The sequence below is a fragment of the Flavobacterium sp. PLA-1-15 genome, assembly GCF_049060005.1.
Taxonomy (GTDB): Bacteria; Bacteroidota; Bacteroidia; order Flavobacteriales; family Flavobacteriaceae; genus Flavobacterium.
The window spans coordinates 36,805-49,499 of sequence record NZ_JBMGQS010000015.1; the positions used below are offsets into that span (position 1 = coordinate 36,805).

Annotated in this window: 14 protein-coding genes; 3 read left to right on the top strand and 11 right to left on the bottom strand. The window is 36.7% G+C overall.

What is annotated here, in order from left to right:
• Window positions 1-179: 179 nt before the first annotated feature.
• Window positions 180-737 (bottom strand): 2'-5' RNA ligase family protein, encoded by a 558-nt coding sequence (locus ACI6PS_RS10110; protein ID WP_421012447.1) that lies wholly within the window; start codon window positions 735-737, stop codon window positions 180-182.
• Window positions 738-815: 78 nt separating this feature from the next.
• Window positions 816-3,671 carry a beta-galactosidase GalA gene (galA, locus tag ACI6PS_RS10115; protein WP_421012448.1) on the bottom strand — a complete coding sequence of 952 codons (2,856 nt, stop codon included), beginning with the start codon at window positions 3,669-3,671 and terminating at the stop codon, window positions 816-818.
• Between the two features lie 144 nt (window positions 3,672-3,815).
• Between galA and ACI6PS_RS10120 the strand changes: the two genes are divergently transcribed.
• A complete protein-coding gene (locus tag ACI6PS_RS10120) occupies window positions 3,816-4,793 on the top strand; it encodes a sugar phosphate isomerase/epimerase family protein (RefSeq protein ID WP_421012449.1) in 978 nt (325 codons plus the stop codon).
• 44 nt (window positions 4,794-4,837) lie between these two features.
• Here ACI6PS_RS10120 and ACI6PS_RS10125 read toward each other — a convergent pair whose 3' ends face one another.
• The 5 genes from ACI6PS_RS10125 to ACI6PS_RS10145 all read right to left on the bottom strand — a co-directional run bounded on the left by ACI6PS_RS10125 (window position 4,838) and on the right by ACI6PS_RS10145 (window position 8,288).
• Window positions 4,838-5,071, bottom strand: coding sequence for a hypothetical protein (locus tag ACI6PS_RS10125; RefSeq protein ID WP_421012450.1), 234 nt, complete (start codon window positions 5,069-5,071; stop codon window positions 4,838-4,840).
• Between the two features lie 139 nt (window positions 5,072-5,210).
• Complete coding sequence (gene tpiA, locus ACI6PS_RS10130) at window positions 5,211-5,966, bottom strand: triose-phosphate isomerase (protein WP_421012451.1); 756 nt, start codon at window positions 5,964-5,966, stop codon at window positions 5,211-5,213.
• Entirely contained in the window at window positions 5,966-6,478 is a 513-nt protein-coding gene (locus ACI6PS_RS10135) for a thioredoxin-like domain-containing protein (RefSeq protein WP_421012452.1), read from the bottom strand. Before ACI6PS_RS10135 ends, tpiA begins: the two co-directional genes overlap by 1 nt.
• Window positions 6,479-6,578: 100 nt before the next feature.
• Entirely contained in the window at window positions 6,579-7,679 is a 1,101-nt protein-coding gene (locus tag ACI6PS_RS10140) for a BT_3928 family protein (RefSeq protein WP_421012453.1), read from the bottom strand.
• Window positions 7,680-7,745: 66 nt separating this feature from the next.
• The gene (locus ACI6PS_RS10145; RefSeq protein WP_421012454.1) at window positions 7,746-8,288 is read right to left on the bottom strand and encodes a DUF1599 domain-containing protein; all 543 of its coding nucleotides are present in this window, start codon (window positions 8,286-8,288) and stop codon (window positions 7,746-7,748) included.
• A gap of 132 nt (window positions 8,289-8,420) precedes the next feature.
• Between ACI6PS_RS10145 and folP the strand changes: the two genes are divergently transcribed.
• Window positions 8,421-9,248, top strand: coding sequence for a dihydropteroate synthase (gene folP, locus ACI6PS_RS10150; protein ID WP_421012455.1), 828 nt, complete (start codon window positions 8,421-8,423; stop codon window positions 9,246-9,248).
• 28 nt (window positions 9,249-9,276) lie between these two features.
• Here folP and rlmH read toward each other — a convergent pair whose 3' ends face one another.
• Complete coding sequence (gene rlmH / locus ACI6PS_RS10155) at window positions 9,277-9,750, bottom strand: 23S rRNA (pseudouridine(1915)-N(3))-methyltransferase RlmH (protein WP_421012456.1); 474 nt, start codon at window positions 9,748-9,750, stop codon at window positions 9,277-9,279.
• 233 nt (window positions 9,751-9,983) lie between these two features.
• Between rlmH and ACI6PS_RS10160 the strand changes: the two genes are divergently transcribed.
• Window positions 9,984-10,790, top strand: coding sequence for an ABC transporter substrate-binding protein (locus tag ACI6PS_RS10160; RefSeq protein WP_421012457.1), 807 nt, complete (start codon window positions 9,984-9,986; stop codon window positions 10,788-10,790).
• Here the strand turns inward: ACI6PS_RS10160 and ACI6PS_RS10165 are convergent.
• From ACI6PS_RS10165 to ACI6PS_RS10175, 3 genes are all read right to left on the bottom strand, one after another.
• On the bottom strand, window positions 10,785-10,934 hold the full coding sequence (locus ACI6PS_RS10165) for a hypothetical protein (protein WP_421012458.1): 150 nt from the start codon (window positions 10,932-10,934) through the stop codon (window positions 10,785-10,787). The two genes, ACI6PS_RS10160 and ACI6PS_RS10165, sit on opposite strands and share 6 nt — an antisense overlap.
• Window positions 10,935-11,205: 271 nt before the next feature.
• Window positions 11,206-11,913 carry a DUF4197 domain-containing protein gene (locus tag ACI6PS_RS10170; RefSeq protein ID WP_421012459.1) on the bottom strand — a complete coding sequence of 236 codons (708 nt, stop codon included), beginning with the start codon at window positions 11,911-11,913 and terminating at the stop codon, window positions 11,206-11,208.
• Window positions 11,914-11,925: 12 nt separating this feature from the next.
• A complete protein-coding gene (locus ACI6PS_RS10175; protein WP_421012460.1) occupies window positions 11,926-12,648 on the bottom strand; it encodes a DUF4197 domain-containing protein in 723 nt (240 codons plus the stop codon).
• Between the last annotated feature and the right edge of the window lie 47 nt (window positions 12,649-12,695).

Consider the following 12,695-nt stretch of genomic DNA (forward strand, 5'->3'; position numbering starts at 1 on the left):
GTTGTTTTAATGATGCGAAAGTAGTTGCTCCTTATAAAGCCGATGTTAAGACCCTATTAGGAAATGATGTTTTTTTAGTGTTGTAAATGTTAAGAAAATTAATGTTTGTTAAAAATTACAGATTAGTGGATGAATTAAAATAGATGTAAAAAGGAGAAATTAAAAGAAAAAAGCTAAGCTCACTTCAATAAAATTTCTTCAACAAGCTTATAGGAATTGCTTTTTTTATTGAATTTTAAAACCGTAATTCTATCACAAACCCATTCGCATTGATAATTGAAAATACTGAGATCGTTTTGGATTTTCTCAAAGTCGGTAACTGGAATGTTTTTTTCAATAGTTAAATGTGGCACAAACTCTTTCTTGAGCTTTAGTTCAGACTTACAAGCTTCGTACAACTGCTGAATTGGTTTTGGATTCTCCACTTTTAGATAAACCGTTTTCTTTTTTGTTCCATGCGAAAAAACATCTACACCATTAATGATTATAGGAAAAGAGTTTACATCAGCAATGGCTTTTTTCAATCGTTCTAATAGGTGATTGTCCTTTTCCCAAGCTTGGCTGAACATAGAAATGTGGGCATTATGGTTGCCTTCACTTCCAATCATCTTATTGAGTTTGGCGTTCAATTTCTTTGTTTCTTTTTTTATTTCAATCGGAGGAGAAACAACGATAAGATAATCATTCAAATCTGGCGGTGGGAAGAGAAGCACTTGTCCTTTTTTAGAAATGTTCATGGTAGGTTCTAATGATCGCCTAAAGGTAAAAAAGTTGTGGGTTTTTGGAATAGTTTTATAGAGAAATAAATAATTTATTTAATTCAACTTTGGGAAAACAGAGTGTTTTACATCCAAGTGAATTGATCCGGCTTTCAAATCTTTGGCTGTCGCCGATAAAACAATTGGTTTGCCACTTCCATCCGTTTGGATGATAATCTGGGCCAGACCATTAAATAATTTGCGTTTCCAAGGTTCGGCATGCTTAAGGACTTGAATTATTCCAGGATTTGTATTCACTACATCCCAATCATTCACTTTCTTGATTGGAGTCGCAATGATATGGAGCGTATTTGTTCCTTCGTTTAAATCCTCTGCATCGAGTAAATAGGCTTGAGCATCTGCACTTGAAGGAGCAATCATTTTTCCGTTTAAAAAAACTGCAGCATCAATACCAATCTTCTGATAAAAGAAAGTAAAAGCATCCTTCTTTGAAAGTGTGTTCAAATCGAATGAAGCCCTGTAAACATAAGCGGGTGCTGGATTTTTATAATCTCTTTTTTCAAAAGCTTGCTTCCAATTGTTTTCATTGAACACCGGTAATTGTTGAAGTAAAAGAGAATTATCCAATGCCTGCTCTTCTAAATTTTTTAGTGCTACTGAAGTAATCGTATCAATAAACTTGTCTTTTTCGTGTGATGTAGGATCGCCATTTCCAACACCTATTATTTTTCCGCCACCTTTGATGTCAAATGTAATTTCATTGTTAGTTGTTGGAACATGCCACCCATTATTATCAACAACTTCAACGGTTACAACTGCAATGCCATCTTTCTTTTCAAGGATTTTTTGATGCGGTGTAAGTTTTATTTTTTCAGGCTTTCCGCTCGTTTTTCGTGTGGAGGAGAGTATCTTTTTTCCATTCTTATAGCCCACAGCTTCTAAAGTGCCAGGTTGGTAAGCCACCTTCCATTCCAGATGACCGTATTGTTCCATTTTCTTTTTACCCAGACTTTTTTTATTGAGAAAAAGTTCGACTTCCTCACAGTTGGAATAGGCCCAGACATCAATTTCCTTGCCTTCCATCCCGTCCAGGTTCCAATGTGGCAAGAGGTGTAAGACAGGCTCATTTCCCCACCATGATTTCAAGTAGAAGACATTGTCTTTTGGGAAACCGCAAATATCCATCATCCCAAAATAGGAAGTAACCGACGGCCATCCATAAGGTGTTGGTTCGCCACGATAATCAAAACCGGTCCAGATGAACATGCCCGCAAGATAAGGTCTTGTTGCATAAAATTTCCAACCTTCCTCAATGCTGAAAAAACTCGGTCTGGGCTTTTTATCATAGGTACTTTTATAGTGTTTTGCATCATCCGTAAAATAAATGCCACGGGTTGCAAAGGTAGAGCCTTCCTCTGTTCCCATTCCTGGTTGGTGCTTGAAGTCGTTTCGATGAGCATCAATATCGCCATTGCCCATATAGTTGTAGCCCATAATTTCTACAACCGAAGAGATGCCGCTCCTAAAACCACTGCTTATGCCCACTGTAACTGGTCGGGTCGGGTCAATGCTTTTAACGTAATCCTGCATAGTGGTGGTGATACGTTCTCCTGTACTATTTCCTTCGATGTTCCATTCTTCATTGCCAACCGACCAACAAATGATACTCGGATGATTACGATCGCGCTCAATCAGTTTTTTTAGATTTTCTAAATGCAAATCATTGACGCCCATCAAGCGGGTCTCATCAATAACCAGCATTCCCAATCGGTCACAGGCTTCAAGTAATTCCGGAGTAGGAGGATAGTGGGAACAGCGATAGGCATTCGACCCCATCTCTTTCAGTTTCTTGATGCGGAAATACTGCAGTTCATCTGGAATTGCGGTTCCAACTCCGGCATGATTCTGATGGTTGTTGCTTCCTTTCAGTTTGAGTGATTTTCCGTTTAAAAAGAAGCCTTCCTCCGCATCAAATCGTATGCTCCTGATACCGAACTCGGTCTTATGAAGATCAATTAATTGATTTTCTTGGTTTATTTCTACAATCAAGCTATATAAATTCGGGTCATCTACATCCCATAACTTTGGATTATAGACTTTAATCCGGGAAGAATAAACAGCCTTTTTATAAAATTCCGGTGCGATGACTTTTTCGGTAAACGTACCAGCTTGTTTTCCGTTCGAATCAAGAATGGTATAGGTTACAGCGATCAAACCTTTGTAATGTCCTTTGTTTTCAATTGTTACCGATGATAGGACCGTTGCAAAATCTTTTTCAATTTCGGTAGTAATGCTGGTGCCATTTGTACTAATATGCAAAGGATTTGTTTTTTGAAGGTAGACATGCCTATAAATTCCTGCTCCTTCGTAAAACCAGCCTTCTTCCATGGAAGCATCGACCCGGACGGCTATTGTATTTTCTCCACCATAATTGATGTACGGCGTCACATCATATTCAAAACCGTTATAACCACTTTCTTCAGTACCGAGGAAATGCCCATTGAACCATACTTTTGAATTTCGGAAGACACCATCGAATTTCAGCGAAATAACCTGTCCCAAATCACTTGCAGGGATATCAATCTTCTTACGGTACCATCCAATGCTCTTTTCTGGAAAGCCTTTTCCGGCTTCTTTAAAACCATGACTGAAGCTTCCTTTTTCATTGAAGGGTTGTTCTACTGCCCAATCGTGCGGAAGGTCGAGCAATCGCCATGCCCTGTCATCAAACAATTTTGATGCAGGACCGTCCCCATTCCCTGTTTTGGAAAGATAGGAAAAGTAAGCTGTTCCATGATTGAAATCTTTATCGGTGTCATTCAGGTGACCAAAGGCAAAGTGCCATCCATTATCGATTAGTGCCAAATCTCTTGGACTTTTCTCTTGTGCGAAAGCAACAGCATGAATTAAGAAAATGAAAAGAATTTGATATTTTAAATGAGGAATCTTCATAAAAAGGTGGATCAATTTAATAACAATAAAAATATACGATTGCTTCTGTCTGGGTATGTAGTATTTTGTCAAAACAGTATAGAATTATCATATATCAAGATAAAAGTATAATTTAGGCGCTTCAATTCCCCTCAATCGAATGGTATGGATAGACGTTTGTTCCTTAAAAACACTGCACAGGCGGGTCTTGCAGTTTCAATTTTAAATCCCATGACAGCACTTTTTACAGAAGATGGATCGGATAATTTCAAGCCCTTTTTTAAGTTATCGCTTGCACAATGGTCTTTGCACAAGGCAATTAATGAAGAGAAGACATTATCAAATCTTGATTTTGCGCGAAAGGCAAAAGAGCTTGGTTTTCAAGGCGTAGAATATGTGACGCAACTTTATTCCATTGATACGGGCAACGAAATTTCGAGCAGGAAAAAGCTTGTCCAGGAATTGAAACTGCGAAGCAATGACAATGGGATTGAGAATGTGATGATTATGATTGACAACGAAGGTGAACTGGCTTCTACAAGTAAAGTCGAGCGGAATAATGCGGTGGAAAACCATTTAAAATGGGTTGATGTTGCAACAGAATTGAATTGCCCAACGGTACGTGTGAATTTATTTGGCTTGCAAGCCGAAAAAGATTTCACTGTTTGGAAGGAAACTTCAATCGCTGGTTTGGGAAGCCTTTGCGAATATGCCGCCAAAAACAAGATCAATGTCGTAGTGGAAAACCATGGCGGACTATCATCCGATGCATCAAAACTTACCGAAGTGATCAAGGCCGTCAATATGAAAAATTGTGGTGTGCTTCCTGATTTTGGTAATTTTTGTGTAAAAAGGGAAAATGGTGAACGCTGGGGATCCGCCTGTATAGAAGAATATGATAAATACAAGGGTGTAGCCGAATTGATGCCTTTTGCAAAAGGAGTCAGTGCCAAATCATTTGATTTTGATTCGAATGGAAATGAAACTACTATTGATTACTATAAGATGCTGGAAATTGTAAAGAAAGCAAATTACAATGGCTTTATAGGTGTGGAATATGAAGGCAATAATCTAAAGGAGATGGATGGAATCCTTGCTACCAAAAAGTTGCTCTTAAAAGTAGCGCAGTCATTATCCAAATAAAAAAGAGCAACATGTATGGTTGCTCTTCTATCAGTATAAATTTTTTAAACAGTACCAGGTCCGGTATTGGTCTTCGGCTGATTGTCGGCCGATGAGTGATTGGAGTGGGATTTGTATTTCGTTCTCCCGTGGTCGTGAATTTTTCGATTTTCTTTTTCTTCCTCAGTCCGGTCATTTCCCGAAACATCTTGGTTGGCTCCTGTAAAATCTCTTTTTTCGTCGTCGTTGTGCTCGTTTTGAACGTCCCGTCCATCCGAGTTTCTGTCGTTTGTAATCATAGCAGTTTTATTTTTTATTTATCTAAAATTACAAAAATGCCTTGTTGGATGAAATTACTTTAGGGAAACATTAGCATTAAAATAAAAAAATCCCTTCGAAAGGGAAGGGATTCTAATATAGGAAATAGGTATGTTTCTATTAAATTGCGGCACTTACTATTGCGGCAAAATCATCAGCCTTTAAAGCTGCTCCGCCAATAAGTCCACCGTCAACATCCGGTTTTGAGAAAATTTCTCTAGCGTTGTCCGGCTTCACGCTTCCACCGTAAAGGATGGCAACATTTTCAGATACATTTCTTCCAAATTTGGAATCAATGGTATTTCTGATGAATTCGTGCATTTCCTGAGCCTGTTCAGGACTTGCCGTTTCACCAGTTCCAATTGCCCAAACAGGTTCGTAAGCCAGGATGATGTTTCTCCAGTCTTTTTCCTGCAAATGGAACAAGCTGTCCTTCAGTTGATTTTCAACTACATTGAAATGATTTCCGGTTTGACGGTCTTTCAATTCTTCACCAAAACAGAAGATTACAACCAGCTCATGTTTCAAGGCAGTATCAACTTTAGATTTAAGCAATGAATTGTTTTCATGGAAATAAGCACGACGCTCAGAATGTCCCAAGATAACGGTGTTTACACCAACACTCTTCAACATGTCTGCTGAGATTTCGCCTGTAAAAGCACCACCTTCAGCCTGATGCATATTTTGTGCGGCAACATTGATATTTGTAAATTCCAAATGCTCAACTGCAGAAGCCAAGTTTACAAATGTTGGCGCCACAATAATATGAACTTCTGCATCCGACGGTAATTTTTCAATTAGATCGTTTAATAAATCTTCCGTTTCTTCCGCATTCTTGTGCATTTTCCAGTTACCTGCAACAATCTTTTGTCTCATTATCTTTTGTTTTTTTGTTTTAGTTTTTTCAATGTTTCCGCAATTTTAGCGTCGTCAGCTTCAACAGCTTTATACAGCGCAATTTTTCCATTTGGATCTACAATCATATATCTCGGAATCCAATCCAAATCAATAGATTGTCCGAAAACGCCTTTCATTCCATCTTTAACCATGTAATGCTCACCAAAAAGCTCATGTTTTTCAGCACCAACTATCCAATTTTCAAATGTTTTATCCATTGAAATGAATAAGAAAACTACATCTGGGTTATTTTTTTGTAACTCTTTGACTTTCGGCATTCCCTTGATGCAATCTGAACACCAAGAAGCCCAAACATCAATCACAACCGTCTTGCTTTCGTATTTTTTTAGAATTTCGGCAAATGTAATATCCTTTTGCTGCGTTGTCCACATCACGTCATTCAAAGCCTCCTTGTCGAAACTTGTTTTTTGAGCTTGAACGCATGAGAGGGTTGAAAAAGCTACGATTAACGATAAAAATATTTTTTTCATTGTTTTAAAATTAAGTATTCAACAAATATAACATTTAGTTTTTATAATAACTTCTTAAATCTTTGGTGTATAAAAGAATAAGAGTATTGAACTAAATTTATTATAGCTTTATATCCGAGGCATCGTTATAATGCAGCTTTTGAACAATTGTTCCATTATGAAGAACTACAATACTTGGATTGGCTCTTTCAATGGTTTTCAACGTTGTCCCATCACAAAAATAGAAGTCAAAAGTCAAATTATTTTCTTTTTTTACTTCTGCTATTTCTTCTTCGCTTGAAGCCGTCATCCCAATTACTTTGTAGCCTTTTGCAACAGCATCTTTATGCAATTTTTCTAATTGTTGCATTGCTTCTTTGTTTGAAGAAGCTAGATCATAGGAAACAAACATCAACAATTTTGCTTCAACGAGTAATTCATCTTTATAGTCAGAACTATTCAATTCCATCGTAAAATCGTGGATTGGCGGAATATATCCTTGTGAGATAACTTTGTCAATTCGGTCGACAAAAACAGCTCCTTCAGGAAGTTTTCCTAAGTCATCCGCTCCAAATTCTTGGTCAACACCATTTACTTTATAGATAAATACCATTTCTACAACTGATGGTTCCGCACCTTCTGGGATTTCCATTCCTTTTTGGATGTTTGTGCCTACTTTATAGGCTCTGAAATCTTTTAAAGGCAAATGATTCAATACCCAGTAGCCCATAAAACAACACAAAACAGTACTGATAATTACAATTGCATTGGTTATTTTTTTAGAAAATAAAGGTCGAATCAATTTCTGATTGAGGAATAAAATTATGATGAAAAATAATAAAACAACATCTTTCGTAAACGATTCCCAAGGAGTTAATTTCAGTGCATCTCCAAAGCATCCGCAATCCGTAACTTTATTGAAATAGGCAGAGTAGAAGGTAAGGAACGTGAAAAATATAATCATCAACAGCAAGCTCCAAACGGTGAATTTAGTTTTGAATCCAACTAAAAGCATGACTCCTAAAACGGCTTCAAATATCACAATGAAAACAGCAATAGCTAATGCATAAGGAATCAGGAAAGGCAAATTTAAAACACCTTCACTAAAATATTCCTCTAATTTAAAGGAGAAACCAACGGGGTCGTTTAATTTGATTAATCCTGATATGATAAATAGTAATCCGACAAAAATTCTTGAAAATTGGGTAAGGATGTTTTTCATTTTATTTCTTTAGGGGTGAAAATACAAAAGTAATTCCCTCACTTTTTTATTTTTGTTAATGAGTTGTTATTTGTGAAAATCCATTAATATCAAGGCAAAAACCGAATAATTGAGCATGTCCTGATAGTTGGCATCAATTCCTTCGGAAACAAGTGTTTTTCCTTTGTTGTCTTCGATCTGTTTCACACGAAGTAATTTTTGTAAAATCAAATCGGTTAGGGAACTTACTCTCATCTCGCGCCAAGCCTCACCATAATCGTGGTTTTTGGCTTCCATCAAATCTTTGGTAAGTTTCACTTTTGCATCGTACAATTCCGTTGCCTTTTCAACATTCAAATCCGGTTGGTCTACAACGCCAAGCTCCAATTGAATCAAAGCCATAATGGAATAGTTGATGATTCCGATGAATTCTCCCGTTTCATCTTCGTCTACTTTTCGAATTTCATTTTCCTGCAAGCTTCTGATTCGTTGTGCTTTGATAAAGATTTGGTCGGTTAGGGATGGGAGTCTCAAAATGCGCCAAGCACTTCCATAGTCGGTCATTTTGTTGATAAAAAGCGTTCGGCAAATACCGATTATATTGTCGAATTCCTGAGAAGTATTCTTCATTATTGGTTTATATTTGTAGAAATTTCTTCAAAAATAAGGAATAATTTTTCTAAAATTAAACCATTAAGAAATTAAGTCACATTAAGCCTTAATAAACTTAATACCTTCAATGGTTTAAAATTTACTTTTGAGATGACAATAAACTGCAAAGGACAACTTATCGATTTAACAACTCCCAAAGTAATGGGGATTTTAAACGTTACACCTGATTCTTTTTACGATGGCGGAAAGAATGATAGTGAACAATTAATCATCGATAAGGTTCAAAAAATGCTCAATGATGGCGCTATATTCATTGATATTGGAGCTTATTCTTCAAAACCAAATGCAGCATTTGTTTCAGAGGAAGAAGAACTGGATAGAATACTTCCAATTGTAAAGCTATTGGTGAACATTTTTCCAAAAATTATTATTTCGATAGATACGTTCCGAAGCAAGGTTGCCAAAGCTACAATTGAGGCTGGAGCTTCCATCATTAACGACATTTCAGCTGGTGAATTGGACGAAAACATGATGCAAACCGTTGCCAATTTGCGAGTTCCGTACATTATGATGCACATGAGAGGAACGCCAAAAACAATGCAATCACTGACAGATTATCAAGACATCTTAAAAGAAATATTGTTTTATTTTTCTGAAAAAGTAAACAAAGCCAGAAGCCTTGGAATTTCCGATATTATCGTTGACCCAGGATTTGGTTTTGCCAAAACATTGGAACAGAATTTTGAAGTCTTGAACAAGTTGGAATTGTTTCAGATGCTTGATTTGCCCTTGCTGTCGGGTATCTCCAGAAAATCGATGATTTATAGAACATTAGAAAATGGACCTTCTGAAGCCTTGAACGGAACGACGGTTTTGAATACAATTTCCCTGATGAAAGGAGTAAATATCCTACGCGTTCACGATGTAAAAGAAGCAGTTGAATGTGTTGCTTTGTATGAAAGAATGATTAAAAGATAGTAATTCTAACTTATGCCTTTTGCCTAAATCACTGATGATGATAAGGTTCGTTCCGTAAAATCGTAAATCCGCGGTACAATTGTTCAATAAAAAACAGTCGAACCATTTGATGCGAGAATGTCATCAGCGAAAGCGAAATCTTCCCTTGAGCCTTGCTGTAAACCGTTTCTGAAAATCCATAAGGACCACCAATCACGAAAACTAAAGTTTTCATTCCGGAATTCATTTTCTTCTGCAATTCTTCCGAAAAACCTACACTCGAAAAATTCTTGCCATTTTCATCCAATAAAATCAATTGGTCGGTTGGCGTGAGTTTCGACAGAATCAATTCACCTTCTTTTTCCTTTTGCTGACTTTCGGACAAATTCTTTACAGTTTTGATGTCCGGAATAATTTCCAAATCAAATTTGATGTAAAACGACAAACGCTTTTGATAATCGTCTATCAAGGTTTGTAACGCTTTATTATCCGTTTTGCCGATTGCAATAAGTTTGATGTTCATTTTGAGGAGCAAAGATTTCAGGTACAAAGGTGCAAAGTTTTTTAAACTTATAAAATAATATTTAAAAAAGTAAGTCTTAAGTGTATTTTAGAAATTGAATAATTTATCTCGCAAAGTCACAAAGACGCAAAGTTTGTCTAAAAGGATATATTTGAAATGAATATAAAGGATCTAGCTTTGTGACTTCGCGCCTTTGCGAGAAAACCTTAACTTTGCAATTCAAAAATTCAACAATGCCCATCTTAAAAGACCAAATAGGAAACACTTTCGAATTTACAACGGCTCCAAAAAGGATTATTTCGCTCGTTCCTTCGCAAACTGAATTGTTGCACGATTTGGGTTTGGAAGAACGAATCGTAGGCATCACAAAATTCTGTGTACATCCGTATCATTTGAAGTCGACTAAAAAGATTATTGGCGGAACCAAGAAAGTGCATTTTGAAAAAATAAGATTGTTGCAACCCGATATTATCATTGCCAATAAGGAAGAAAATACGTTGGAAATAGTGGAGGAGTTGCGCAAGATTTGTCCGGTTTGGGTAACCGATATCATTACAATTGATGATGTTTTTCAGATGATTACCGATTTTGGAAAGATTTTCAATTGCCGTACCGAATCCCAAAAATGGAACGACAAGATTCAGTTTGCCTTAAAAGATTTCAAGCATTTTATAAAAGACAAGCCATCTCAAAAAGTGGCCTATTTCATTTGGAAAAATCCACACATGGTGGCCGGTTCGGATAATTTTATCAATGAAATGTTGAAGCTGAACAACTTTGTAAATATCTATGACAATCCAGAAAAATTTCCAGGACGTTACCCTGAAATAATTATCCAGAAAATGAAAATACAAGGCGACCCGGAGATTGTGTTTCTATCTTCGGAACCTTATCCTTTCAAGGAAGAAGATGCTTTTGAAATTGGAAGATTCACGCATCATGCCAAAACTATTTTTGTGGATGGTGAAATGTTTTCGTGGTACGGAAGCCGTTTAGCGAAGGCTTTTGATTATTTTAAAAAGATTCAAGAGCGTTTATAGCTCGCACTCTTCCAAAACCAATTCTTCTTTTGTAACCGTATTTATTTTTTGTGTTGAAGTAACTGCTGTAGTTTTTTCGGCTAGAATTTTAAATTCTTTCTGAATTTTCTCAATTTCATTTTTCTCTATCAATAATAAGCTCATGAGGGGTGAATTTTATGATTGCAAATTTACGCCTTCAAAATACTTTAGAGTGCTTAAAAAATGTTAACTTTTATAAGATTTCAGGCTAATATGTTAACATTACAATGTAAAAAATCCGAGACTTTCATCCCGGATTTCTAAACTCTAACTAACCAAACCAAATTTTGTATTTTATTACTCTGCAAATATCCGACAAATTTTCGCAACCTAATGTTAAGGCTATGTTATTTCTATCTAGTTGATTTCTAAAAAACTAGCTGTATAAAATTTCTTATTTTTTGTCCTGCATCGCAAACACTTTCTTCAATAAATCCGATGTTCTTGCACTTAAATTCGTACGGATATCTTTCTCTTCAACAGCAACCATTTTAAAAACGCCTTCCAAAGCCTTGTCGGTAACATAATCGTTCAAATCTGGATTCACATCCGCCGTCAACGGAATTGCATTGTATTTTGTAATGATGTTTGCCCAAACTTTATCGGCACCCACTTTTCCAAGTGAATTTTTCACCACAGGATTGAATTTCGAATACAATGCCGTTGTTGTAGAACTCTGCAAATAAGCTGTAGCCGAATTATCACTACCCATTAAAATGTTTTTAGCATCTGTAAACGTCATGTTTTTTACAGCACCTACAAAAATTGGCGTTGCTTCCTTCACGGCATCTTCCGCTGCACGGTTCAAAACTTTCAAACCTTCGTCGGCAAGACTGCTCAAACCAATTCCTCTCAAGGCCTTATCGACTTTCTGCAATTCAGCAGGCAAAAGAATTTTCACGGCTTGGTTCTTATAAAATCCGTCCGTCGCAGTCAATTTAGAAACTTGTTTGGTAATTCCGTTGTTTAAAGCTTCCTTCAAACCTGCTGCAATATCAGCATTTCCGAGCGTTCCCAATTGTGGATATTGATTCGCAATTTGTTGCAATTCTGCACATCCCGAAAGGGCAAAAACCAGGGCAATCATCATAATTTTTTTCATAGCTTTTTCAATTTATTTTTTATCCTGCAAAGCAAACACTTTTTTCAACAAATCTGAAGTTCTTGCATTTAAATTAGTACGAATATCTTTCTCCTCAACCGCAATCATTGTGAAAACGCCGTCCATGGCTTTGTTCGTTACATAATCGTTAATATCTGGATTTACCTTAGAAACAAGCGGAATAGCGTTGTATTTGTCAATGATTTTTGCCCAAACAACATCAGCACCAACTTTCCCAATGGATTCTTTTACAACGGGATTAAATTTAGAATACAAAGCCGTAGAAGTGGAACTTTCAAGATAGGTTGTCGCAGCATTGTCATTCCCTAACAAAATATTTTTGGCATCGGTAATGCTCATATTTTTAATAGCCGAAACAAATATCGGAGTCGCTTCCTTCACCGCAACTTCCGCAGCACGGTTCAAGGACTTGATTCCTTCATCTGCCAAACTCGACATTCCAATTTTACGCAAAGCCTTGTCCACTTTTTGCAATTCTTCGGGCATCAAAATCTTAACGGCTTCGTTCTTGTAAAAACCATCAGTAGCCGTCAGTTTCGAAACTTGTTCGGTAATTCCCTTGTTCAAAGCTTCCTTCAAACCAGCACCGATATCAACATTGCTGTTCGTTCCCGTGACCGTCGAAACCTTATCTTTTGCCTTGTCCAGCAAGCCTTTCAATTGTCCGAAACTCATTATCGGAGCCAATAACAGCATCAAAAATAATTTTTTCATGATCGTAATTTTATATTTTCAGTTAAACAAATAGCATACCGTTTCAA

What these genes read in the sequence shown, in the direction of transcription:
- ACI6PS_RS10110 (WP_421012447.1), bottom strand. Translation starts at nt 737, where the DNA reads ATGAACATTTCTAAAAAAGGACAAGTGCTTCTCTTCCCACCGCCAGAT.
- ACI6PS_RS10140 (WP_421012453.1), bottom strand. Translation starts at nt 7,679, where the DNA reads ATGAAAAACATCCTTACCCAATTTTCAAGAATTTTTGTCGGATTACTA.
- ACI6PS_RS10170 (WP_421012459.1), bottom strand. Translation starts at nt 11,913, where the DNA reads ATGAAAAAAATTATGATGATTGCCCTGGTTTTTGCCCTTTCGGGATGT.
- galA (WP_421012448.1), bottom strand. Translation starts at nt 3,671, where the DNA reads ATGAAGATTCCTCATTTAAAATATCAAATTCTTTTCATTTTCTTAATT.
- ACI6PS_RS10125 (WP_421012450.1), bottom strand. Translation starts at nt 5,071, where the DNA reads ATGATTACAAACGACAGAAACTCGGATGGACGGGACGTTCAAAACGAG.
- ACI6PS_RS10120 (WP_421012449.1), top strand. Translation starts at nt 3,816, where the DNA reads ATGGATAGACGTTTGTTCCTTAAAAACACTGCACAGGCGGGTCTTGCA.
- folP (WP_421012455.1), top strand. Translation starts at nt 8,421, where the DNA reads ATGACAATAAACTGCAAAGGACAACTTATCGATTTAACAACTCCCAAA.
- ACI6PS_RS10135 (WP_421012452.1), bottom strand. Translation starts at nt 6,478, where the DNA reads ATGAAAAAAATATTTTTATCGTTAATCGTAGCTTTTTCAACCCTCTCA.
- ACI6PS_RS10145 (WP_421012454.1), bottom strand. Translation starts at nt 8,288, where the DNA reads ATGAAGAATACTTCTCAGGAATTCGACAATATAATCGGTATTTGCCGA.
- ACI6PS_RS10160 (WP_421012457.1), top strand. Translation starts at nt 9,984, where the DNA reads ATGCCCATCTTAAAAGACCAAATAGGAAACACTTTCGAATTTACAACG.
- tpiA (WP_421012451.1), bottom strand. Translation starts at nt 5,966, where the DNA reads ATGAGACAAAAGATTGTTGCAGGTAACTGGAAAATGCACAAGAATGCG.
- ACI6PS_RS10175 (WP_421012460.1), bottom strand. Translation starts at nt 12,648, where the DNA reads ATGAAAAAATTATTTTTGATGCTGTTATTGGCTCCGATAATGAGTTTC.
- rlmH (WP_421012456.1), bottom strand. Translation starts at nt 9,750, where the DNA reads ATGAACATCAAACTTATTGCAATCGGCAAAACGGATAATAAAGCGTTA.
- ACI6PS_RS10165 (WP_421012458.1), bottom strand. Translation starts at nt 10,934, where the DNA reads ATGAGCTTATTATTGATAGAGAAAAATGAAATTGAGAAAATTCAGAAA.